21 protein-coding genes are annotated in these 23,228 nt (G+C 65.3%); 14 read left to right on the top strand and 7 right to left on the bottom strand.

Annotated elements, in window-relative coordinates; genetic code table 11:
* Positions 1–8 precede the first annotated feature (8 nt).
* The gene (locus tag N6L26_RS05100; protein ID WP_263606966.1) at positions 9–986 is read right to left on the bottom strand and encodes a GNAT family N-acetyltransferase; all 978 of its coding nucleotides are present in this window, start codon (positions 984–986) and stop codon (positions 9–11) included.
* A 26-nt stretch (positions 987–1,012) separates the two neighbouring features.
* Between N6L26_RS05100 and N6L26_RS05095 the strand changes: the two genes are divergently transcribed.
* The 12 genes from N6L26_RS05095 (at position 1,013) to N6L26_RS05040 (ending at position 16,117) form a co-directional block, all read left to right on the top strand.
* A complete protein-coding gene (locus N6L26_RS05095) occupies positions 1,013–2,527 on the top strand; it encodes an acyl-CoA ligase (AMP-forming), exosortase A system-associated (protein ID WP_263606965.1) in 1,515 nt (504 codons plus the stop codon).
* Entirely contained in the window at positions 2,524–3,750 is a 1,227-nt protein-coding gene (locus N6L26_RS05090; RefSeq protein WP_263606964.1) for a pyridoxal-dependent decarboxylase, exosortase A system-associated, read from the top strand. Before N6L26_RS05095 ends, N6L26_RS05090 begins: the two co-directional genes overlap by 4 nt.
* Before the next feature lie 161 nt (positions 3,751–3,911).
* Positions 3,912–4,556 carry an XrtA/PEP-CTERM system exopolysaccharide export protein gene (locus N6L26_RS05085; protein ID WP_253515461.1) on the top strand — a complete coding sequence of 215 codons (645 nt, stop codon included), beginning with the start codon at positions 3,912–3,914 and terminating at the stop codon, positions 4,554–4,556.
* A gap of 13 nt (positions 4,557–4,569) precedes the next feature.
* On the top strand, positions 4,570–6,087 hold the full coding sequence (locus tag N6L26_RS05080; protein ID WP_263606963.1) for an XrtA system polysaccharide chain length determinant: 1,518 nt from the start codon (positions 4,570–4,572) through the stop codon (positions 6,085–6,087).
* 15 nt (positions 6,088–6,102) lie between these two features.
* A complete protein-coding gene (locus N6L26_RS05075) occupies positions 6,103–7,143 on the top strand; it encodes a capsular biosynthesis protein (protein WP_263606962.1) in 1,041 nt (346 codons plus the stop codon).
* Between the two features lie 4 nt (positions 7,144–7,147).
* Complete coding sequence (locus tag N6L26_RS05070; RefSeq protein ID WP_263606961.1) at positions 7,148–8,818, top strand: preprotein translocase subunit YajC; 1,671 nt, start codon at positions 7,148–7,150, stop codon at positions 8,816–8,818.
* A 13-nt stretch (positions 8,819–8,831) separates the two neighbouring features.
* A complete protein-coding gene (locus N6L26_RS05065; protein ID WP_263606960.1) occupies positions 8,832–10,058 on the top strand; it encodes an XrtA/PEP-CTERM system-associated ATPase in 1,227 nt (408 codons plus the stop codon).
* Between the two features lie 16 nt (positions 10,059–10,074).
* Positions 10,075–10,944 carry an XrtA system polysaccharide deacetylase gene (locus tag N6L26_RS05060; RefSeq protein ID WP_263606959.1) on the top strand — a complete coding sequence of 290 codons (870 nt, stop codon included), beginning with the start codon at positions 10,075–10,077 and terminating at the stop codon, positions 10,942–10,944.
* Positions 10,941–12,002 carry a FemAB family XrtA/PEP-CTERM system-associated protein gene (locus N6L26_RS05055; RefSeq protein ID WP_263606958.1) on the top strand — a complete coding sequence of 354 codons (1,062 nt, stop codon included), beginning with the start codon at positions 10,941–10,943 and terminating at the stop codon, positions 12,000–12,002. Before N6L26_RS05060 ends, N6L26_RS05055 begins: the two co-directional genes overlap by 4 nt.
* Positions 11,989–13,227, top strand: coding sequence for a TIGR03087 family PEP-CTERM/XrtA system glycosyltransferase (locus tag N6L26_RS05050; protein ID WP_318173622.1), 1,239 nt, complete (start codon positions 11,989–11,991; stop codon positions 13,225–13,227). The genes N6L26_RS05055 and N6L26_RS05050 overlap by 14 nt, the downstream gene beginning before the upstream one ends.
* On the top strand, positions 13,217–14,206 hold the full coding sequence (xrtA, locus tag N6L26_RS05045; RefSeq protein WP_263606957.1) for an exosortase A: 990 nt from the start codon (positions 13,217–13,219) through the stop codon (positions 14,204–14,206). Before N6L26_RS05050 ends, xrtA begins: the two co-directional genes overlap by 11 nt.
* 12 nt (positions 14,207–14,218) lie before the next feature.
* Positions 14,219–16,117 carry an XrtA/PEP-CTERM system amidotransferase gene (locus tag N6L26_RS05040; protein WP_263606956.1) on the top strand — a complete coding sequence of 633 codons (1,899 nt, stop codon included), beginning with the start codon at positions 14,219–14,221 and terminating at the stop codon, positions 16,115–16,117.
* Here the strand turns inward: N6L26_RS05040 and N6L26_RS05035 are convergent.
* The 4 genes from N6L26_RS05035 to N6L26_RS05020 all read right to left on the bottom strand — a co-directional run bounded on the left by N6L26_RS05035 (position 16,114) and on the right by N6L26_RS05020 (position 19,274).
* Positions 16,114–16,812, bottom strand: coding sequence for a pirin family protein (locus tag N6L26_RS05035; protein ID WP_263606955.1), 699 nt, complete (start codon positions 16,810–16,812; stop codon positions 16,114–16,116). The genes N6L26_RS05040 and N6L26_RS05035 overlap by 4 nt on opposite strands.
* A gap of 103 nt (positions 16,813–16,915) precedes the next feature.
* On the bottom strand, positions 16,916–18,028 hold the full coding sequence (gene zapE, locus N6L26_RS05030; RefSeq protein WP_263606954.1) for a cell division protein ZapE: 1,113 nt from the start codon (positions 18,026–18,028) through the stop codon (positions 16,916–16,918).
* Positions 18,025–18,492, bottom strand: a complete 468-nt coding sequence (locus N6L26_RS05025; protein WP_263606953.1) for a PaaI family thioesterase — start codon at positions 18,490–18,492, stop codon at positions 18,025–18,027. The genes zapE and N6L26_RS05025 overlap by 4 nt, the downstream gene beginning before the upstream one ends.
* Positions 18,492–19,274 (bottom strand): succinate dehydrogenase iron-sulfur subunit, encoded by a 783-nt coding sequence (locus tag N6L26_RS05020; RefSeq protein WP_318173621.1) that lies wholly within the window; start codon positions 19,272–19,274, stop codon positions 18,492–18,494. The genes N6L26_RS05025 and N6L26_RS05020 overlap by 1 nt, the downstream gene beginning before the upstream one ends.
* Positions 19,275–19,487: 213 nt before the next feature.
* Between N6L26_RS05020 and N6L26_RS05015 the strand changes: the two genes are divergently transcribed.
* The gene (locus tag N6L26_RS05015) at positions 19,488–20,213 is read left to right on the top strand and encodes an SDR family NAD(P)-dependent oxidoreductase (RefSeq protein WP_263606952.1); all 726 of its coding nucleotides are present in this window, start codon (positions 19,488–19,490) and stop codon (positions 20,211–20,213) included.
* On the opposite strand, the gene N6L26_RS05010 is transcribed toward N6L26_RS05015, so the two are convergent.
* The gene (locus N6L26_RS05010; RefSeq protein ID WP_263606951.1) at positions 20,210–21,397 is read right to left on the bottom strand and encodes a sugar-transfer associated ATP-grasp domain-containing protein; all 1,188 of its coding nucleotides are present in this window, start codon (positions 21,395–21,397) and stop codon (positions 20,210–20,212) included. The genes N6L26_RS05015 and N6L26_RS05010 overlap by 4 nt on opposite strands.
* A gap of 6 nt (positions 21,398–21,403) precedes the next feature.
* On the bottom strand, positions 21,404–22,474 hold the full coding sequence (locus tag N6L26_RS05005) for a phosphoribosylglycinamide synthetase (protein ID WP_263606950.1): 1,071 nt from the start codon (positions 22,472–22,474) through the stop codon (positions 21,404–21,406).
* 107 nt (positions 22,475–22,581) lie between these two features.
* On the opposite strand from N6L26_RS05005, the gene N6L26_RS05000 reads away from it, so the two are divergent.
* The gene (locus tag N6L26_RS05000; RefSeq protein ID WP_263606949.1) at positions 22,582–23,211 is read left to right on the top strand and encodes a class I SAM-dependent methyltransferase; all 630 of its coding nucleotides are present in this window, start codon (positions 22,582–22,584) and stop codon (positions 23,209–23,211) included.
* Positions 23,212–23,228 lie beyond the last annotated feature (17 nt).

Here is a 23,228-nt window from a genome sequence, read left to right as displayed (position 1 = left end):
CGATGCCCTTAGCTGGGGCGATTGTGCGGTGCAAGGTGGCGCGCCCAGGCCTTGGCGATCCCCGGCCAGGCGCGCGGCTGGCGCCAGTCGAGACAGGTCAGACGATAGCGCGGACGGTTCGCCTCCATCCAGTCGCGCTTATAGGCATCGGTGCCGGTACCGAAATCGACCAGCGCGACACGGTCGGTGTCGATCACATGTTCGAACAGCGCGGCGCTGAGCGTGGTCCCCGCGGAGAGCGGCTTGGCCGCTTCGATATGCGCCAGCTTGTGGATGTAGGCGGTGCCGTTCTCGACCGTCCAGAACTGCGCTGCCACCGGGACACCGTCGGCGCGCGCGATGCCCAGCCGGAGGCGCCCGGCCGCACCCTCTGCCCGCGCGAAATGCTCGAGGATGTCGGCGCGTTCTTCGGCGGGCTTCCAGCTTTCGGCATAGACGGCCTGGTAATCGCGCCAGGCGGCCTCGTCGAAATGGTCGAGGATCTCCACATCGACCTTCTTCGCCTTGCGCTTGAGCGTGGTGCGCATCTTGCCGGGACGCTGCGCCCAGTAATCGGCGAAACTGCGGCCTTCGACGCGGAGCACGTGGTTCTCGTCGCATTGCGTGCGCCAGACCCACCAACCGGCCGCGCGGAAGGCGCGTTCGAGAACCGCAGTGCTGCCATCCTCCGCTGGGACGGGCGCCATATCGATCCGGTGCGTCCTGCCACGCAGATCGCGGGCGATCGCGGCGAGAAGCTCGCTGCTTTCCCCCAGTGGCCGCCAGGTGAAGGAAAACCAGTTTGTGAGGCTGGCCAGTCCGGAAGGCTGGTGCTGCATTGGCAGGGCGAGCTGCACGCCATTGCGTTCGGCCAGAGCGATCAGCGGGCGGACATCGCCTGTCTCCAGCAGCGCAAACCATGCGAGCCTGTCGAAAGGACCCGCACCGAGCCCATCCAGCCCTTGCAGTTTGGTAACCGTGTCGTGATAGCTGACCGCGATGCCCACCGGAATTCCCTCGCCTCGGAGCGTTAATGCCTGATCCCACGCCCTATCCGCTCGATCAACTGGCAGAGCGCGGGGATGCACAGGCGCCTGCACTGGTGCTGCGCGATCGCACGCTTAGCTTCGAGGAGTTGAGATACCGTGTGGCGCTGCTTGCCGGATGGCTGGCAGGCCGGGTGGGGAAGGGTGCACGCGTCGCCAGTTGGGCAGCGAAGGGTGAGCTCACCTGCCTGCTTCCGCTGGCTGCAGCGCGCGCGGGGCTGGTGCATGTTCCGATCAACCCGCTGCTCAAGCGGGCGCAGGTCGCGCATATCCTCGCCGATAGCGGCGCAGTCCTGCTGATGGGGACCAAGGCGCGCCTGGCATCGCTGGGCGACGGCGACGTTCTGCCGGAATGCGACGTCATCGATGAGACTGACGTCTTTGCGGCGGCCGAGGCGGAAGGCGCGGTGATGGCCGCGTCGACGCACGATCCCGACGATTTGGCGGCAATTCTCTACACCAGCGGATCGACCGGCAAACCCAAGGGGGTGATGCTGAGCCATGCCAATATGTGGCTGGGTGCCGTCAGTGTGGCGGATTACCTCGGGCTCGCCAGCGACGATGTCACGCTGGCGGTGCTGCCGCTCAGCTTCGACTATGGCCAGAGCCAGCTGCTATCGACCTGGTATGCCGGCGGCTGCGTGGTCCCGCTCGATTATCTCTTTCCGCGCGATGTCGCCAAGGCCTGCGCCAAGCATGGCGTGACAACGCTCGCGGCGGTGCCCCCGCTCTGGGTCCAGCTGACCGAAATCGAATGGCTACCAGAGGCCATTGCAAGCATGCGCCGACTGACCAATTCGGGCGGCGCACTGACCATTGAACTCGTGCGCGATTTGCGTGCTATGTTCGCGCAAACACGCCTGTTTCCCATGTACGGCCTGACCGAGGCTTTCCGTTCGACCTATCTCGATCCCGAGAGTGTCGATCATCATCCTACATCGATGGGACGCGCCATTCCCTTTGCCGAAATCCTCGTTATCGCCGATGACGGGACCTTGGCCGAACCGGGCGAGGAGGGCGAGTTGGTCCATTGCGGCCCGCTGGTGGCGCAAGGCTACTGGCAGGATGCCGATCGCACGGCCGAGCGCTTTCGCCCGACGCCCGCAATGTCCGAATATGGCGGGACGGCGGTATGGTCGGGCGACCGCGTCAGGCGCGACGATGCAGGCTTGCTCTATTTCGTCGGGCGGCGCGATGCGATGATCAAGAGCGCGGGAAACAGGATCAGCCCGCAGGAACTCGAAAGCGCGGCGCTGGCCACCGGGCTGGTGGCCGAGGTGGTGGCGCTGGGCGTGCCCGACGACCGGCTTGGCCATGCGATTCACCTCGTCGCACGCCGAGCGGCGGATGTGCTCGATCCCGAAGCCGCGCTGCCCAAGGCATTGCAAAAGGAGTTACCCAATTTCATGCAGCCGCATGCGATCCACTGGCGCGATTCGCTGCCGCTCAATCCCAATGGCAAGCTCGACCGGACCGCGATCGCGGCGGAGCTGGGCGCATGAAGCCGCTGGGTCCCATACCCGCAGGTTACACGGCGATCGAAGGTGAGTTGGCGATCGGTGGGAAGCCGGTAAGCCATTGGGTCGAACAGGGCGGGCGCACCCCGCTATTCGTCTATTCACGCGACCTGATCGCGCAGCGCTTCGAGACGCTCCGCGCGGCCATGCCCGACCGGCTCAAGATCAATTATGCGATCAAGGCCAACAGCTTCGATCCGCTTCTTGCCTTCGTTTCGACGCTCGCCGACGGGCTCGATATCGCCTCGGGGGGCGAGCTTGAACTGGTTCGTGCGACCGGGTTCGATCTGGGCAAGGTGAGTTTCGCCGGGCCGGGCAAACGCGATATCGAACTCGAGGCTGCCATCGCCGCTGGCGTCACTCTCAATCTCGAAAGCGAGGCCGAAGCCGACCGCGCGCTCGCCATCGCCGAGCGGCTTGGCGTGACGCCGCGCCTCGCCATCCGCGTCAATCCCGATTTCGAGCTCAAGGGATCGGGCATGAAGATGGGCGGCGGGCCCAAGCCGTTCGGGATCGATGCCACGCGCGTGCCCGCGCTGGTCCGGCATATCGTCGCCGCAGGATGCGACTTTCGCGGCTTGCATATCTTCACCGGCAGTCAGGCGCTGTCGGCCGAAGCGGTCATCGACATGCAGGCCAAGGTGCTCGACTGCGCGCATCGCATCGCGGTCGACGCGGGGGTCACGCTGCCCAAGCTCAATATGGGCGGCGGCTTCGGCATTCCCTATTTCCCGGGCGACGAACCACTCGACATCGCGGCGGTCGGGGCCGCGCTGGAAGATTGTTTCCGCGAATTGCCCGAGACGCTGGCGGACGCCGAACTGTTCATCGAACTCGGCCGCTATCTGGTGGGCGAGGCGGGCGTTTACCTGACGCGGATCGTCGATCGCAAGGAAAGCTACGGCGAAACCTATCTCGTCACCGATGGCGGGTTGCACCACCAGCTTGCCGCCTCGGGCAATTTCGGGACGGTGGTCCGGCGCAATTACCCTGTCGCGATCGCCAGCCGCTTCGCCGCCGAACCCGAGGAAGAGGCGAATGTCGTCGGGTGCCTGTGCACCCCGCTCGACCGCCTTGCCGACAAGGCGCATTTGCCGCGCGCCGAGGTCGGCGATCTGGTGGCGGTGTTCTGCGCCGGAGCCTATGGCGCCAGCGCGTCGCCCAGTGCCTTTCTGGGACAAGGGCCCGCCGCCGAAATGCTTGTCTGAACCGATCTGCTAAATCCCGCGAATCCTTCGATTTCTGCGGGTGTCGACCACCATGGCTAACCGTCTGTTCACCTTTTTCGGGCAATAGTTCGCCCAAACACGGGGGTGTCGGGCGCAGCATGCGGCCGGCGCATCCCCTGACACAACCAGGAAACCGACCTATGCGCTTCACCCGTATTGCCTCTCTCGTCGCCGGATGCGCTGCCAGCACGCTCGTGCTTGGCGGGTGCGCGGGCGGCGGTGGCACGGAACTGCCCCCGGCGACCTTTGTCGCGATGCAGGAAGGCCCGGGCGAGGAATATGTCATCGGCCCGCTCGACGAGCTGACGATCCATGTCTGGCGCAATCCCGAACTGGGCGCGGAAAATATCCAGGTGCGGCCCGATGGCCGCATCACGATCCCGCTGGTCAAGGACATGCCCGCCGTGGGCAAGACGCCCTCGATGCTGGAAGAGGATATTCGCCTCCAGCTCAGCCAGTATATCGAGGACCCGCTGGTCTCGGTGATCGTCAATGAATTTGCCGGTACCTTCAGCCAGCAGGTCCGTATCGTCGGCGCGACCGCGCAGCCGGCCTCGCTGCCGTACCGGGCGAACATGACCGTGCTCGACGCGATGATCGCGGTTGGCGGCCTGTCCGAATTTGCCGCAGGCAACCGCGCCAAGCTAATCCGCTTCGACAAGCAGCTTGGCCGCCAGCGCGAATACGCCTTGCGCCTGACCGATCTGCTCAAGCGCGGTGACAGCAAGGCCAATGTCCTTCTCCAGCCGGGCGATGTGATCATCATCCCCGAGAGCACGTTCTAGGGGCTGCGGGGGCATGCAGGAAGTCTTCGACGAACTTCGCAGCGCGCTGCATACGGTGTGGAACCGCCGCTGGCTTGCGCTCGCCGTGGCCTGGGGGGTCTGCATCCTCGGTTGGCTCGCGGTTGCCTTCATTCCCAACAGCTATGAAAGCCGGGCACGGATTTACGTCGAACTCGAGGATGTCCTGTCCGAACAGCTCGAAATCTCCGGCGATGGCAAGCAGGCAATCACCAAGGTCCGCCAGACGCTGGTCAGCGCGGTGAATCTCGAACGCGTGGTGCGCACGACCAAGCTCGGCGAGAAAATCGCCACCGACAACGAGATGCAGAGCGCGGTAGCCAGCCTGACCGAGAATATCGTCGTCGAGAGCGAGCAGGACAATCTGTTCGAGATCACCGCCACGGTTGGCAAATCGAACCTCAGCGACGCAGAAAACGCGGTACTGGCCAAGGATGTTGTCCAGAGCCTGATCGATATCTTCCGCGAATCGAACATCGCGGGCAATCGCGGCGATGTCGCCGATACCATCGCCTTTCTCGACGAGCAGCTGGAAGACCGCAAACGCGAACTCGAAGCCGCCGAACAGCGCCGCCTGGTCTTCGAAGCGAAGCATCCCGATCTGATCGGTGGCACCGGCACGGTAACCGGACGGCTGCAGACGATGCGCACCGAAATGCGCGGAATCGACGCCGATATCGCCGCCGCGCAGAGCGCCCTGGCAGCGATCAACGGCCAGCTCGCCAGCACGCCGCGCAGCATCATGACTGCCGAAAGCGGCGGGGCACGCGGGGCGTTGATGGCGGCGCAGTCGCAGCTCGCCGCGATGCGCGCGCGCGGGCTGACCGATAGCCATCCCGATATCCAGTCGCAGCGGCGCCAGATCGATGCGCTGCGCGAACAGGCTGCCAAAGAGCCCGCCGGGTCGAGCGGCACGCCCAATCCGGCCTATACCTCGCTCATCTCGATCCGCGCCGAGCGACAGGCCAATGTACAGGCGCTCCAGGCGCGCAAGGCGGCGCTGCAATCGGACATTTCCGGCTTGATCGCGGCGCAGGCCGACGAGCCCGCCGTGGCCGCCGAGGCCAATCGCATCAGCCGCGATTACGAAGTGCTCAAGGACAAATATGACGACCTGCTCAACGATCGCGAGGAAATGCGCCTGCGCGGGCAGGTCGAAACCGAGCGCAGCGCCTTCCAGTTCGAAGTCATCGATCCGCCGACCGCGCCGCGTAATCCGGCCGCACCCAATCGGCCGCTCCTGTTGCTCGGTGTGCTCATCGTCGGCCTTGGCGCGGGTGCTGGGGTGGCGTTCGTGATGGGCCAGCTCAAATCCAGCTTCACCACAGCCGACAAGCTCGAGCGCACGCTCGACCTGCCGGTCATCGGCACGATCTCGCGTTCGATGACCACGGCTGCGCGCAAGCATGAAAAGCTGCGGCTCAAACAGTTCGTCGCGGGCGTCGGAGCGTTGGGAGCGGTCTGCTTCCTCCTGCTGGTCGTCGAAATGGTCCAGGTCGGCTCGGTCGCCTGAGGGGGGAATGTGTCAGTGAACAAGCCCACCAATATTGAACCGCCCAAATCGGGCGACGCGAAGCCCAAACGCACTTCGCTGCTCGAACGTGCCAGCGGCGCTTTCGGCCTCGACCGGCTTGCCCCGGCGGCGGTGCCCGACAAGCTTGAAGACGAGAAGGCCAAGAAGTTTGCGCCCAAGCGCAAGTCGGAGCCCTCGACGCCGCCCGAAATGCCGCGGCGCCGCGCATCCGACCGCTTCGCGCAGCCGCAGCCGGCTGGCGCAGCCACGCCTGTGCCGTCTGTGCCGCCTGCGGCACCGTCGGAGCCGGACAAGCCGGTGGTCACGCTGGCCGGGCCCAAGCAGCATGTCGTCCGCTCGCTCCTGCGCGAGCAGGGTCTGATCGATCCCGATGGCGGCGCGTCGATGCTGCTCGAGGAATTCCGTATCGTGAAACGGCAGGTCCTCGCGACTGCCAAGGCCAATCCCGGCCCGCAGGCGCGCCGCGTGCTGGTCTGCTCGCCGCATTCGAACGAGGGCAAAACCTTCTGCGCACTCAATCTGGCGATCGCGCTGGCGGGTGAACGCGACATGGAAGTGGTGCTGGTCGATGCCGATTTCGGCAAGCCTTCGATCATGGCCAAGCTCGGCCTCGAAAATGGCAAGGGCTTCATGGATGTGCTCGCCGATCCCACCGCGAAGGTCGAGGACGTCGTGGTCGGCACCGATATTCCGGGCCTGTGGGTGCTCCCCGCTGGCCAGCGGACGGGGCGCGACAGCGAATATCTCGCCAGCGAGCGCACGTGGAAGGTGCTCGACAATCTGACGCTCGGCGCGCGCAACCGGATCATCGTGTTCGACAGCCCGCCCGCACTCGCGGCGACGCCTGCAGCCGATCTGGCCAAGCATGCCGGTCAGGCGCTGCTCGTGGCGCGCGCGGATATGAGCGGGCGCGCCGCGCTGGAAGACGCGGTGGACCTGCTGTCCGCCTGTCCCGACATCAAGCTGCTGCTCAACGATGCGACGTTCAGTCCGAGCGGACGCAAGTTCGGCAGCTATTACGGATATGGGGAGTAAGCACATGAGCTATCGTGTGAAATTCCGTCATCTCGCCACGACTGCTGCGGCCCTGGCCGCGCTGCACGGCGCGCCGCTGCAGGCACAGTCGTATCAAGGCGCCGATGCAGGCGAATCCAGCGACGAGGACTTTTCCTCCGACCGCGGCCGCACCAGCATCGATCCCTATATCGAGGCGAATTCGCTCGCCAGCTGGCAGATCTCGCCCGGTAGCGACGTCGTGACCTACACACAGCTCGCGGCGGGCGTCGACGCCTCGATCACGGGCCGCAACAATGGCGGCAGCGTATCGCTGCGCTACGAACGCAATTTCGCGCATCAGTCTGAGGGGTCGGATTCGGACACGATCACCGGCCTCGCGCGCGGCTATGCGACGATTATCCCGCGGGTCCTGACCTTCGAGGCCGGCGGGCTGGCAAGCAGCACGCGCGTCGATGCGCAGGGCCGTTCGGTGATCAACCCGCTGGTCGACGACAATCTCTCCACCCAGACCTACTCGGCCTATGCCGGACCCAATCTGCAAACCCGCATGGGCGCTGTCGATGTGAGCGCGAATTACCGCATCGGGTACACACGCGTCGACGGCCCCGATTTCCTCACCCAGTCGGGAACGCAGGCCGACCTGTTCGACGAAAGCGTCACCCATAGCGCTACTGTGCGTGCCGGGACACGCCCGGGCGACCCGCTCCCTGTCGGCGTCGGTGTCGGCGCCGGATATTACCAGGAAGACGTCTCCAATCTCGATCAGCGCGTCCGCGACGCCTATGTCCGCGGCGATGTAACCGTGCCGATCACCCCCACGCTGGCCTTTGTCGCCGGGGCAGGGGTCGAGGATGTCGAAGTGTCGAGCCGCGATGCGGTGCGCGATGTGGATGGCAACCCGGTTATTGGCGACAATGGCCGCTACGTGACCGACACCGCCAGCCCGCGCATTATCGCCTATGAGGCGAGCGGGCTCATCTGGGATGTCGGCGTGGTCTGGACCCCCAGCAGCCGCACCCAGCTCGAAGCGCATTTCGGACATCGCTACGATAGCGAGACTTTCTACGGCAATTTCAGTTGGCGTCCGAGCAGCCGGAGCAACCTTTCGATCGGCGTGTATGACGGGATCCAGGGCTTCGGCGGGCGCCTGAATAACGCATTGGCCGCCTTGCCCACCGATTTCACCGTTACGCGTGACCCGGTCACGGGTGAGCTGACAGGCTGCGTCAGCACGCTCGACGGTAGCGGCTGTCTCGATGGCCTGCTTGGCTCGGTGCGGTCCTCGGTCTTCCGCGGACGCGGGGTTGTCGCCAGCTACAGCCGCCAGATCGGCCGGATGACCGCTGCGATCGGCGCAGGGTACGACCGGCGCAAGTTCATCGGCGCACCGGGCACGGTGCTGGAACTGGCCGACGGTATCGTCGACGAAAGCTACTATGTCGCGGCAGGGGTTTCGGGCCCGGTCGGACAGCGCGGCAATTTCTCGCTCAACAGCTACGCCAACTGGTTCGACAGCGGCACTGCCGGATCCGGCGATGTCCGTGTCCTGGGCAGCTCGGCGAGTTATTCGGAAGAAGTTGTCCGCAACCTTTCGGCACGCGCCGCCGTCGCCATCTCGATGCTCGACAGCGATATCGCGCCCGACAATTTCACGACCGCATCGGCCCTGCTCGGCCTGCGCTACGATTTCTGATAGGATCGGTTCGATGTACGAAGAATATTATGGATTTAGCGAGCGGCCGTTCCAGCTCACGCCCGATCCGGCGTTCTATTACGAGAGCGTCACGCACAAGAAGGCGCTGAGCTATCTCGGCTATGGTCTCAACCAGGGCGAAGGCTTCGTGGTCATCACCGGCGAGGTCGGTGCGGGCAAGTCGACGCTGGTCGCGCATCTCAAGCAGAAGCTCGACGATGATCGCATGACCGTGGGCGAAGTGGTCACCAGCGCGCTAGACGGCGAGGAAATGATCCATGTCGCCGCGCGCAGCTTCGGGCTTGACGTCACCGGCGGAGACAAGGCTGCCGATCTCGCGGCGATCGAGCTGTTCCTGCACGAGGAAGCCCGCAACGGACGCCGCACCCTGCTGATCGTCGACGAGGCGCAGAACCTGTCGATCGGCGCGCTCGAAGAGCTGCGCATGCTGTCGAACTTCCAGCTCGGTTCGCATCCGCTGCTGCAGACGCTGCTGCTCGGCCAGCCCGAATTCAAGCAATTGCTCGCGCATTCGGATGAGCTCGAGCAACTGCGCCAGCGCGTGATCGCCGCGCATCATCTTGAACCGATGCAGCCGGGCGAGATCGAGCCCTATGTCATGCACCGCCTCTCGCGCGTCGGCTGGAACGACAATCCGGAGATCGATAGCGGGATCTGGGTCAAACTGCACAAGGCCACCGGGGGTATCCCGCGCAAGGTCAACCAGGTGATGACACGCCTGCTGTTGCTCGGCGCGGTCGAAGAGCAATCGGTGCTCGAGGTCGACATGCTCGAAGCGGTGGTCGAGGAAATGACCGGCGACGCGGCTCCGGTCGAGGCGCCGGCCAAGCCGCGCCCCGATCGCGAAGGACCGGCGGCGGACGCGATTGCGCGCGCGAAGGGTGAGGCACGCCAGACGTCGGACGAACTTCCCGTGGCACCGGTCCCAGCTCCCGAGGCGCCGGCTGCGGCTGACGGGGCGCCCGACAAGGGTCTGCTCGACCATCAGATCGAAGCCATCGAGGCGGCCTTTGCCGAGCGCGACAAACATATGTCTGCGCTGCGCCGCGAGGTGGAGAAGCTGGACCAGAAGCGCGCGGCCGACGATTTGCCCGAGGACGTCGGCCAGCGGCTCGCGTCGATCGAGGCGCGCCTTGACGAACAGGAGCGTTCGCTGCGCCACGTGCTGACCATGATGATCGACTATTTCGAATCGCAGGGTTCGCGCGCTGCCGCGTAGTATCGGGGAGAGTGCGTTGAGCGACAGCACGATCGTCAACGGCCTCTCGGTCGATGTCGAGGACTGGTTCCAGGTCGGCGCGTTCGAGAACACCATTTCGCGCGCAGACTGGGACGGGCTCGAATTGCGCGTGGGCGACAATGTCGCGCGTATTCTCGACCTGTTCGATGCCGCGGGGGTCAAGGCGACCTTCTTCACGCTGGGCTGGGTGGCCGAGCGTAACAAACCCGCCATGCGCGCGATCGTCGAACGCGGGCACGAGCTGGCCAGCCACGGCTATGACCACACCCGCGTCTTCACCTTCACGCGCGAGGAATTCGCCGCCGATATCGCCAAGGCGCGCGCCATTCTCGAGGATGTGGGCGGCGCGCCAGTCACCGGCTATCGCGCGCCAAGCTTCTCGATCGATGCACGCAACCCCTGGGCGCATGAAGTGCTGGCCGAGCATCGCTATGCCTATTCCTCGTCGGTCGCGCCGGTGGTTCACGACCACTACGGCTGGCGCGAAGCACCGCGCTTTGCCTTCAACCCGGTTGCGGGCAGCGATCTCGTGGAAATTCCCGTGACGACCGCGCTGCTGCGCGGCAGGCGGCTGGCCGCTGGCGGAGGCGGGTTTTTCCGCGTGCTTCCCTACGGCTTCAGCCGCTGGGCGATCAGGCAAGTGAACCGCGATGGCCGACCCGCGGTGTTCTATTTCCACCCGTGGGAGGTCGATCCGAACCAGCCGCGGGTCGCCGGGGCGCCGCTGCGCTCGCGGCTGCGGCATTACACCAATCTGTCGAAAATGGCGGACAAGCTCACCGAATTGCTCGGCGATTTCTCCTGGGGCCGGATGGATGCGCTGGCCGCGCAGGAAAAGCCGCGTAGCTTCGATTGGGCAGCATGAACCCGTCGCTCTCCCATAGCGTTACAATCCGCCAGGCGGACCTGCACGACCCGACCGAATCCGCGCGGATCGAGGGGTTCGTGGCGGAGCATAAGGCGACGCCTTTTCACCGCCCGGCGTGGCTGCTCGCAATCGAACAGGGGACGGGCCAGCGCGCGCTCGGCCTCGTCGCCGAACGCGCAGGCGTGCTCGAGGGCTGGCTGCCGCTGACCGAGATACGCTCGCCGCTGTTCGCTTCCGCACTGGTGTCCAGTGCCTTTGGCGTGGCGGGCGGCCCGCTGGCCGATAGCGAAGCAACTTCGCTGATGCTGTGCCGGGCAGCGGAAGAGCTGGCGCAGCGCCACGCGGTAAGCTCGGTCGAGATTCGCGGCGGCACCGCACCCGAAGGCTGGCAGGCGATCACCGGCAAGCACGCCAATTTCTCACGCCCGCTGGCTGCGGACCGCGAGGCCGAACTACTCGCCATCCCACGCAAGGCCCGCGCAGAGGTCCGCAAAAGCCTGCAATCGCCGCTAGAAATCGTCATTGGGCGCAGCGAGGACGATCTGGCGGCCTTCTATCCCTGCTATGCTGCCAGCGTGCACAATCTCGGTACGCCGGTATTTCCGCGGCAGCTGTTCGCAGCCGTGCTCAACCATTTCGGCGAAGATGCCGACATCATCACCGCGCTGCATGACGGGCAAGCCGTTTCGAGCGTCCTGTCGCTCTACCATGATGGTGCGGTCATGCCGTTCTGGGGCGGGGGCGGGTTGGCCGCACGCGCGCTCAAGGCCAATGAACGGTGCTATTTCGAATTGATGGACCATGGCCGCGAGCGCGGATGCACGCGCTATGATTATGGTCGCTCGAAAATGGGCACCGGGCCGTACAAGTTCAAAAAATGGCAGGGTTTCGAACCCGAACCGCTGACCTATTGGACGTGGACCGCGCCGGGCAGGACCGCGCGCAATATCGATCCGACCGACCAAGGCTATTCCTCGAGCATCGCGTTGTGGAAGAAACTGCCGCTTTCCGTCGCTACGCGCGTCGGGCCGTGGATTGCACGTGGGCTCGGCTGAGATGGGTGAAGTGCTGTTCCTCGCGCATCGCGTGCCCTTTCCGCCCGATCGCGGCGACAAGATCCGCTCGCATCACCTGCTGGCGGGCCTGGCCAAACTTGGCCCCGTACATGTCGGCACCTTTGGCGAAACCGTGCAGGACATGGCGCAAAAGCCGCTCCTGGTTGAGGTGGCGCGCACGCATGCGCTGATCGAGCGGAGCAAGCCGCTTCATCTTGCGGGTGTCGAGGCGGTGCTCAAGGGCAGGGCGGTCAGCCTGACCGCGTTCGATGACGACGCAATGCACCGCTATGTCGCCAAGACGCTGACCAACCACCGGATCGACACGATCTTCGTCTTCTCGGGCCAGATGGGGCAATACATCCCCGACAGCTTCGACGGGCGGGTGGTGTTCGATTTGTGCGATGTCGATAGCGCCAAGTTCGCCGCCTATGCCGAGGCCGGGCAGCGTAAGTGGATCAACCGCCGCGAAGGCCGCTTGCTGGCACGCGAGGAAGAGCGCCTTGCCGCGCGCGCGGATGCGACATTGCTGATCAGCGACAACGAGGCGGATCTTTTCAGATCCCGCCTCACCCGGCCCGATGCGGTCAGCCTGCATGCGCTGGGCAATGGCATCGACGGGCAATTCTTCGACCCCGAACGTGTGGCATCGCATCCCGATCTCGACGAAGGCGAGGGACCGCAGATCGTTTTCACCGGACAGATGGATTATGCGCCCAATATCGCTGCGGCGGAGTGGATGATCGCGCATGTCATGCCTCCTTTGCGCAAAACACATGCGCGGGCGCGGTTCCATATCGTCGGCCGCGCGCCGGTGCGGGCCTTGCGGGACCGCCATGGCGAGCACGGGGTGCGGGTCTGGGGCGAAGTGGAGGATGTACGGCCGTTCCTCAAATCCGCCGATCTGGTAGTTGCCCCGCTGCTGATCGCGCGCGGGGTGCAGAACAAGGTGCTCGAGGCGATGGCGATGGCGCGCCCGGTGATGGCGACCCCCGGGGCGGCGACCGGGATCGATGCGACCCATGGCGAGCATCTGGTCATTTCCTCGCCCGATCCCGAGCAATTGCTCGCCGCGATCGATCGCCTGCTCGCCGATCCGCTGCACGCGCGCGCGATGGGTGAAGCCGCGCGGCGGTTCGTCATCGAACGGATGAGCTGGGACTTGGTCGAGACGAAGCTTGCCGAACTGGTCCGCGGCGCCGAGGTCCCTATCGATGCAGCGTGACCTGCCACTACCGCGCACCGTTTCGCATGGGCGCAGCGCCTCGGGTGTGATGCTCGCCATTGCGTGGGTGGCGCTGTTCGCGCTGACCTTCGCCGAATGGCGCGCGATGGCGCATCAATGGTGGGACATCGACACCTATAGCCATATCCTGCTCGTCCCCCCGATCATCGCCTGGCTGGTCTGGATCCGCCGCGATGAACTGTCGCGCGTCGGCTCGGCGGGCTGGTGGCCTGGGCTGGCGTGGCTCGTGCTGGGGCTTGTTCTCTGGCTGGTGGGGCGGAGCCTCGACATCAACACGATCGGGCAGGGTGGCGCGGTTGTCGCGATGCAGGGCGCGGTTCTTGCGCTGTTCGGATTGCGCGCGGCTCTGATCCTCGCCTTTCCGCTCGTCTATGGCTTTCTTCTGGTCCCCATCGGCGGGGAGATCATCCCGCAGTTGCAGGTGATCACTGCTCACATCGCTACCGCGCTTACGCGGCTCAGCGGGATCGAGATGGTCGCGCAGGGCATCCATATCGACACTCCGGCTGGGCTGTTCATCGTTGCCGAGGAATGTGCCGGTGTGAAGTTCCTGATCGCCATGCTCGCGCTCGGCCTACTCGTCGCGCACACCTGCTTCACCAGCTGGAACAGGCGCGCGTGGTTCCTGCTTGCTTGCGTCGTTGTGCCGGTGATCGCCAACGGCATTCGTGCCTGGGCGACGATCTTCCTCGCGCAATATGTCGGGGCAGAAGCCGCGGGCGGGTTCGACCACCTCGTCTATGGCTGGGTATTCTTCGGCATCGTGATTGCGCTGGTCCTTGGCGCGGCATGGCGCTGGTTCGAACGCGAGCCCGAAGAAGCGGGCTGGACCGCCGACGAGGTGGCTGCGCTTCCGCTGGTTGCGCGCTGGGTAGGCGGGGCCGCCCGCCCGGCTCTCGTCCTTGGTGCGATACTGCTGGCCGCAGGAAGCTTTGCCGTGCTCGCGCAGCTCGGCTAGGCCAGCACGCATATGTGCGGAATTGCGGGGATTTTCCATTACGAGACGGTGAAGCCGGTCGATCCCCGACGGGTCGAGCGGATGACCGATGCGCTCGCCCATCGCGGGCCAGATGGGAGCGGGATATGGACCGCACCCGGGGTCGGCCTCGGCCACCGCCGCCTGTCGATTATCGATCTCCAAGGCTCGCCGCAGCCGATGGAATCGGCCGATCGCCATGCCGTGATTTCCTTCAACGGAGAGATCTACAATTACCGCGAATTGCGCCGCGAACTCGAACAGGGCGGAGCGCGATTCCGCACCGATGGCGATACCGAGACGATTCTCGCCGCATGGCAGAAATGGGGCCCCGATTGCCTCAAGCGGCTCGACGGCATGTTCGCCTTCGCGCTCTACGATCTCGACCGGCGGCAGCTGTTCCTCGCGCGCGATCGACTTGGGGTGAAACCGCTCTACCTTGCGCGGCTTGAGGGCGGGGCGCTGGCCTTTGCCAGTGAAATGAAGGGCCTGCTTGCCAATCCGCTGATGCGGCGCGAGATCGATCCGCTGGCGATCGAGGATTACATGGCCTGGGGTTATGTCCCCGACCATCGCGCGATACTCAAGGGCGTGGAGAAGCTGCCCGCGGGTCATTTCTTGCTGCTCGAACATGGCCGCGAGCCGGGGCCGCCCCGTCAATGGTGGGATGTCGATTTCGCCGGGCGGGAGAAGGGGCGGACCGAGGACCTCTCGGCGCAATTGCTCCATTCGATGCGCGAAGGCGTGACCAGCCGCATGGTCGCCGACGTACCGTTGGGAGCCTTCCTTTCGGGTGGGGTCGACAGTTCCTCGGTCGTCGCGCTGATGAGCGAGGCGAGCGCGCAACCGGTAACCAGCTGTTCGATCGGCTTCGATGTCGAAAGCGTCGACGAGACGCGTCATGCCCGGCAAGTCGCCGAGCTGTTCGGCACCGACCACCACGAGCGGATCGTCTCGTCCGACCAATTCGGCGAGATCGCGCGTATCGCCGCGATCTTCGACGAGCCCTTTGCCGATGCCAGCGCGCTGCCGACCTTGCGTGTGTGCGAACTGGCGCGCGAGCATGTCACCGTGGCGCTCTCGGGCGACGGTGCCGACGAGGCGTTTGCCGGCTATCGCCGCCAGCTGTTCCATGCGCGCGAGGAACAGGCCCGCTCGGTCCTGCCACGGGCCCTGCGCGAACCGGTGTTCGGCGCGCTCGGGCGGGTCTGGCCCAAGGCCGATTGGGCGCCGCGCCCGCTACGCGCGAAGACGACCCTGCTGTCCTTGGCCGAGAGCGGCGAAGCGGGATATGCGCGCGCACTGGCGATCCTTGCGCCTGAGCAACGGCAGTCACTTTATGGCGAGGTCCTGCTCAAGCAGCGCGGGACCTATCGCGCCGAACAGCCATTCGAGACACTGATGCGCGAGGCGCCCGCAAGGAGCGGCCTCGACCAGGCTCAATATGCCGATCTGAAGTTCTGGCTACCCGGAGACATCCTGACCAAGACCGACCGCACCAGCATGGCGGTCGGCCTGGAGGCGCGCGAGCCGCTGCTCGACCACCGGCTGATCGAATTTGGCGCGCGCCTGCCGCATCGCCAGCGAGTCCGCGGAATGACGGGCAAATGGTTGATGAAGCGCACGATGGAGCGCTATCTGCCCGAGGACATCCTCTATCGCCGCAAGCAGGGATTCGTGACTCCGCTGGCGGAGTGGTTCCGCGGTCCGCTGGCGGGCGAGGCGAGGGCGGTCGCCGCGAGCGAACTGCTTACCGGGAGCGGGTGGTTCGCCCGCAAGGCGCTCTCGCGCCTCGCGGACGACCATATTGCGGGCCGTGCGGATCACGGCCGGGTGCTGTGGCAATTGCTGATGCTGGAGCGCTCGCTCCGCAATCTGAAGCCCAGCGCCTAGCGCGCGTCGACCAGCACGATTTCGGCGTCTTCGAGCGCCTCGACCACGATTTCGCTCTCACCGGTCACGGCAATCCCGTCGCGCGGCTGCGCTTCCTGGCCATTGACCGTCACCCGGCCCGTGGGCGCGACGAGATACTGGTGCCGTTCGCCAGAAGTAGTCCAGACCGCGCTCTGGCCTTTCGCCAGCGTCGCGGCGGCGACCTTCGCATCGGTCCGGATCGGCAGCGCGCCATCGGCCTGGGCAGCGCCGCTGGCGAGCACTTCGAAGCCGCCATCGCGCGTGGCCTTGGGAAACTCGCGCTGGCCCCAGCCGGGCTGCTCACCCTGCCGATCGGGAATGATCCAGATCTGGAACAGCGTGGTCGCCTCGTCCTCGCGGTTGAACTCGGCATGAGTGATGCCGGTGCCTGCGCTCATCACCTGGACATCGCCCGCAGCCGTGCGACCTTCATTGCCCAGGCTGTCACGGTGCGTGATAGCGCCGCTGCGCACGAATGTGACGATCTCCATGTCGCGGTGCGGGTGCGGCGGGAAACCGCTCTGTGCCGCGATGGTGTCGTCGTTCCACACGCGGATGCTGCCCCAGCCCATGCGGTCGGGATCGTGGTAATTGGCGAAGCTGAAATGATGCCGCGCGTCGAGCCAGCCGTGGTCTGCGTGTCCGAGGGTGGCGAAGGGACGGATATCGATCATGGTTCAGTCTCACATCGGCGGGGTGTTGTCGCCGGAACCCGCCCGATGTGGGGGCGGCGCGAAAGCCGTCAAGAAACACCGATGTAACTGCCCCGCAGCGTGGCTAATCGGCGCCGTGACCCCGCGCCATGTAATCCGCGCTCTGCATTTCCTTAAGGCGGCTGACGGTGCGCTCGAACTCGAAAGCGCCATCGCCGGCAGTGTAGAGGTCTTCCGGTTCGGCTGCCGCCGCGACGAACAGTTTCACATTGTTCTCGTACAGCGCATCGACCAGCTTGGTGAAGCGGATCGCCTCGTTGCGGTTGTCGGGCGACATGGCGGGCACGCCGACCACGATCACTGTGTGATAGGCATGCGCGATGGCCAGATAGTCCGCTGCACCGCGGTTTTCGCCGCACAGCCGCTTGAAACTGAACACGCCCACGCCCTTGAGGCTCTTGGGCACATGGATCGTCCGCCCGCCGCCCAGTTCCAGTTCGGCGCTGGGAACGTGTTCGGCGTCTTCGGGCGCGTAGTCGGTGAGACGGAAGAAAGCCTCGCGCACCTGCGCGGTTGCCGCATCGCCCAGCGGGGCGTGCCACGTCTCGATATCGCCCAGCCGGTCGAGCCGGTAATCGGTCGGCCCGTTAAGCGGCAGCACATCCAGTTCGGCCTCGGCCAGCTCGATGAAGGGCAGGAAGAGCGAGCGGTTGAGCCCGTCCTTGTAGAGGTCCTTGGGCGGGCGGTTGCTGGTGGTAACCACGGTCACGCCCTCATCGCGGATCAGCGCGGTGAACAGCCGCGCCATGATTGCGGCATCGGCGGTGTTGTTGACCACCATTTCATCGAAGGCGAGGCAGCGGACGTCCTGAGCGATGTCGCGCGCGACCTTGCCCGTCGGATCGCCCGGATCGCTGTCGCGGCGTTCACGCATCCGGCGGTCGACCTCGAGCATGAATTCGTGGAAATGCGCGCGGCGCTTTTCGGCAATGCCCAGGGTCTCGACGAAGAGATCCATGAGCATCGATTTGCCGCGTCCGACGCCGCCCCACATATAGACGCCCTGCGGCCGGGCCTTCTTCGGCTTGAACAGCTGCGCGAGCAGGCCGCCGGAAGTTTCCGCCTCCAGTTCCTTCTGCAGGCGGTCGAGCCTTTCGGCAGCCCTGCGCTGGTCAGGATCGGCCTGCAATTCGCCCGCGGCGACCAGTCGCTCGTAGCGGGCGAGCATGCCCGTCACGCGGCGGCGCGGGGCTTGATCTTCTTCACGATGCCCGAAAAGCTGGCGACCGCGTGGTCTTCCTGAACCACGGTGCCGCGCACGAACACCATGCTGCCTGTTTCGCGGACGATCTCGCACACTGCGTCGAGCGGCATGTCGGGCTTGCCGCCGCCCACGAACTGGGTCGACAGCTCGACCGTGACCGAGGGGCCGGCATTCCCGCTGCCGATGTTGTGCATCGTGGTGAACAGCGAAATGTCGATCAGCGATAGCGTCACCGCCCCGTGGATGATGCCCTGCAGGTTCTGGTGACGCCGTTCGGGGAACATGCGCAGCCGCGCCTTGCCGTCATCGTCCACCCGGGTGATGAGCTTGCCCATCACCGCGCCGTTGAACAGCGTTTCGTCCTTCAGGTTCCAGTGGTGCCAGCCCGGGTTTTCCGGGTCGGGGCCATGGTCGAACACCTCGTCGCGCAGGGCCATCAGATCGCGCGTTCGGCAATCATTTTCTTGGTTTCGGCGATCGCCTTGGCCGGGCTGAGGCCCTTGGGGCAGACATTCGCGCAGTTCATGATCGTGTGGCAGCGATAGAGCCGGAAGGGGTCTTCCAGCTGGTCGAGCCGTTCACCGGTCATCTCGTCGCGGCTGTCGGCCAGCCAGCGATAGGCCTGCAGCAGGATCGCCGGGCCGAGGAACTTGTCCGAATTCCACCAGTAGCTGGGGCAGGCGGTCGAGCAGCAGGCGCACAGGATGCACTCGTAGAGTCCATCCAGCTTCTCGCGCTGTTCGGGCGACTGAAGCCGTTCCTTGCCGCTGGGCGTGGTCGACACGGTCTGCAGCCAGGGACGGATGCTGGCATATTGCGCATAGAAATGCGTGAAGTCGGGTACGAGGTCCTTGATCACGTCCATGCTGGGCAGCGGGGTAATGCGAATCTCGCCCTTGAGGTCCTCGATCGCGGTGGTGCAGGCGAGGCCGTTCTTGCCGTTGAGGTTCATCGAACACGAACCGCAGATGCCTTCGCGGCACGAGCGGCGGAAGGTCAGCGTGGGATCGATCTCGTTCTTGATCTTGAACAGGGCATCGAGGACCATCGGGCCGCAATCGTCGAGGTCGAGCTCGAAGGTGTCGTAGCGGGGGTTCTCACCGCTGTCGGGATCGTAGCGATAGACCTTGAACTTGCGAATGCGCGTGCCGCCTGTCGCCGTGTGGGCGCGGCTCTTGCCGGTGATCTTCGAATTCTTGGGAAGGGTGAAGGTCGCCATTACACTGTCAGTCCTGTTGCTTTGCGCAACCCATCTAGCGGTTCGGGCGAGTGGCGCAAGGCCATGGGTGACGCAAATCCTGCAACGGGTGTCCTACAACATGGACCGGGTGTTACACCGTTCAGGGCAAAAAGGCCTGCTTGCGCCAAAAGCCCGGTAATCGGGTGAATTTGGGGGAACAAGGAGGCGTTGCCGAGGGTCTAGATCGGTAGGATGAATGTAGGAAAGCCCTTTCGGCGTGCCGCGATCTTCGGCGCCAGCGGCGGTATCGGCGGCGCACTGGCCACGAGACTGGCGGAGCGCGGCGTCGAGGTATGGGCGGGAAGCCGTTCGGGCAGGGTGGCCGATCCCGCCCTGCGCGCCTTTCGCTTCGACCTGGCCGAAGAAGCATCGATCGCCGCTGCCGCAGCCGCGATGGCCGAGGCGCCGCCCGATCTGGTGGTGGTCGCCAGCGGCGTGCTGACGCTGGCCGATGGCTCGGGCCCCGAACGCAGTTTCAAGCAGATCGACGGCGCGGCGATGGACGAGGTGTTCCGGCTCAACACGATCGGCCCCGCGCTGGTGGCCAAGCACATGCTGCCGCTGCTGCCGCGCGAGGACCGCAGCGTCTTCGCCGCGCTGTCGGCGCGGGTCGGCTCGATCGGCGACAACCGCATTGGCGGGTGGCACAGCTACCGCGCCAGCAAGGCCGCGCTCAACATGCTGCTCAAGAATTTCGCGATCGAGCTGGGCCGGACGCACAAGCAGGCCATCGTGGCAGGCCTGCATCCGGGCACCGTGGATTCGGCCCTGTCCGAACCCTTCCAGGCCAATCTGCCCGCGGGGCAGCTGACCCAGCCCGCCGATGCGGCGGAGAACCTGCTAAACGTGATCGATGGGCTGACGATGGCGGACAGCGGCGGCGTGTTCGACTGGAAAGGCGAAGCCGTCCCCGCCTAGGCTGCCCGGTCGCCCGTCAGTTCGGTTTCGGCACGTTCGAGATTGAAGGCGAGCAATTCGCCATAGCGCTGGCCTGCCAGACCCTTGCGGCCGCTGCGCTGCGGCATCAGCACCCCCGGCTTGGCATTGCCTTCGACCACCATCGGCCCATGGGGCGTGAACGCGATATCCCAGCCGATAAGCGTATATTCGGGGAACGCTGCGGCATGCGCGCGGCGGGCAAGCGCCACTGCATCGGTCCAGTCGGGCAGTTGCAGACCGCTGAAGGCTGCGCCGCTGACCGGATGATTTTCATAATCGCCGCCGCCATAGCCCTTGCAAGCGGTACCCGCGCGCCCGGTTTCGAAATCGACCGGCATGATCAGCCCGCCCGCCTTCATGTTATCGATCACCGGGCCGCGCAGCGAGGGCACGCGAAGCACGGTGCTGACCAGTTCGGGTTCTCCCGTCTCGTTGCGCATCGTGGTGAGCCGCGCGGTCGCCAGCGCATCCATCGCATAGTCCGCCAACGCTGCGTGGTTGCCCAGTGCGCGCTGGATCACCCACACCTGCCGGCCATCGACATAGGGCGCGATCGACTGGGCGAAGGCGGCCTGGTCGGTGATATCGGACACGGCATGGGGGAGCAGCGCGACACCGCGGCCGCCTTCGCCATGGGTGGGCTTGGCAATCAGCGGGTGACCACGGGCCGGACGAAAATCGCGCACTTCGCGATCGTAGACCGCGTGCACGGAGGGATGCGGCAGGCCGTGCGCGGCGCAGCGGCGATAGAACGCCGCCTTGTCGACCAGCACGCAGGTACGGCTCCATCCGTGGGGATTGATGATCTTGTTGAAACCCGCATCCTCGAACCGCCGGATATAATGATCGAGCTCCTCGGCCCGCTCGATGCGGAACAGCGCGATATCATTGGGATCAACGAAGCGTTCGCGCGCGATCGCGAGCGCCTGCCGTTCCCACTGCGGATCCATGCCGTACTTGCGCGCGACCGCGCGGGTTCTCGATGGCAGCCATGCGGCGAAACCGCGCGCAATGCCGCGGTCGAGCGCGGCGCGCGCCAGCGACCGATTGCGCCGGCGGCGCTCGTAATGTGCAGCGAAGGCCGGGGCGCTGATCGCTTTCGCCCCGCCGGGGAACAGCGCAAACGCCTTCTTGGCGTAATAGGCGAGTTCGGCGAGGTGCACCGCGGCTCAGACTTCGATGGTTTCGCCGCCGACATCCTCGGGCATCATCGCCAGATCGAACGGCACTCGCTCAGCCGTGATCACTCCCTGCCGGTCCATGCTGTAGGCCGCGATATGCTCGATCAGCTGGGCATGTGTCAGCCCGGCCAGTTGCGCCGCTCCCGAAACGGTCTTCTTCGACCACAGGTTGCACGACAGATTGACTTCCATGAACAGCACCTCGCCCGACGTGGGGGTATAGCGGAACTCGAACCGCCCGTAGTCGAACGGCCACAGTTCGGGCAGCATGGCCCGCGTATATTCGCGGATCTTGCGCGTCATGACCGGGTTCTTCATCGCCACCAGCCGTTCCTTGGGCGCTTCCGCCAGCCCGCGCTTTTCCTCGTAGGAGCGGAAATTGCCCTCATCACCCGGCATTTCGAACCGCATGGTGGAAAGCAGGATCGGTTCGGACCCGCCCAGCACGGGGACCACCACGTCATAGGCGCCCTCATAGCGCTCGACGATCACGTCATGCCCCTCGGCATGCAGTTTGGCGATGTCATTCTTGGCGGTTTCCCAGTCGGTGGGCATGCTTACGCCCCAGCTGGCGGAGGAGGCGTTGGGTTTGACCACCAGCCGTTCGAAGGCGAAATCGGGCGCGGGGATCCACTGGCAGCCGCGCCGCGCGACCAGCCAAGGGGCGACAGGCACGCCGCGCGCGACCGCCACGGTCTTCATCAGGTGTTTGTCGTCCGACAGGCCGCGCAGGATGGGCGAGGCGCCAAGCGCGGGCAGACCGATGCGCTGCGCCAGCAGCGGGCCGAGCATTTCGCTCATCGGGTATCCCGCGCGGTTGAGCAGGGTGAAGACGTAATCGAAATCGGTCTTCTCGAACAAGGCGGTGAAATCGCTCGCCGGGGTCACATCGAGACCGATCGTGCGCAAGGTGTCGAGCACTTCGTGGTGATAGACCGCGTGATTGCCGTCTTCGCCATGCAACTGCCCACCAGCGGCGGCGTGCTTGGCAAGGAACAGGACGCGCAGCCGATCCTTGTCGGCGGCGGGTATCGTGAACAGGTCGATCGTGTGACTCATGCGCGCGCCTTTACCTGCGGGCCATGACAGGGTCACGAAATTTTGTGCTTGTCGCAAATTCGAAAACGGATAGCTTTCCCTGACGAACGCCAGTCGAGGAGAGCGCGATGGGGCTAAGGGCCTGGTACGATCGTCACGTAATGCCGCGTTTGATCACGGCAGCCTGCGGGCAGGACGGTATCGAGAAACGCCGCCGTCAGTTGATCCCGCTTGCGGAGGGCCGCGTGTTCGAACTTGGCTGCGGGGGCGGGCTGAACCAGGCGCTTTACGACCGCGACAAGGTCACCTCTTTCGCCGGGATCGATCCGCATGAAAAGCTGCTCGATGGCGCGCGCGAACGTGCGCGGGCGAAGGGGTGGGAGACCGACATACGTGCGGGCGTCGGGGAGGACATCCCCTTTCCGTCCGGCTCGTTCGATACGGTGGTGTGCACCTATACGCTGTGTTCGGTCGACGATCCGGACAAGGTGCTGTCCGAACTGCGCCGGATACTCGCACCGCGCGGCCAGTTGCTGTTTCTCGAGCATGGCCGTGCGCCCGATGCGGGCGTCGCGCAGTGGCAGGACCGCGTGGAACCGGTGTGGAAACCGCTGGCAGGCGGGTGCCATCTGACGCGGCCGGTGGGCGCATCGCTGCGCCGTGCGGGCTTCGCGGTCGAACCGCTCGGCCAAGCCTATCTCAAGCAAGCGCCCAAGGTGTTGGGCTGGATGGAATGGGGTGTGGCGCGCAAGGCCTGAGGGCCGGCGAGTGCAAG

Origin of the sequence: Qipengyuania sp. SS22, assembly GCF_025736935.1 — a bacterium.
In the GTDB taxonomy this organism is placed as follows: domain Bacteria; phylum Pseudomonadota; class Alphaproteobacteria; order Sphingomonadales; family Sphingomonadaceae; genus Qipengyuania.
This window is presented reverse-complemented; position numbering and strand designations above follow the sequence as displayed.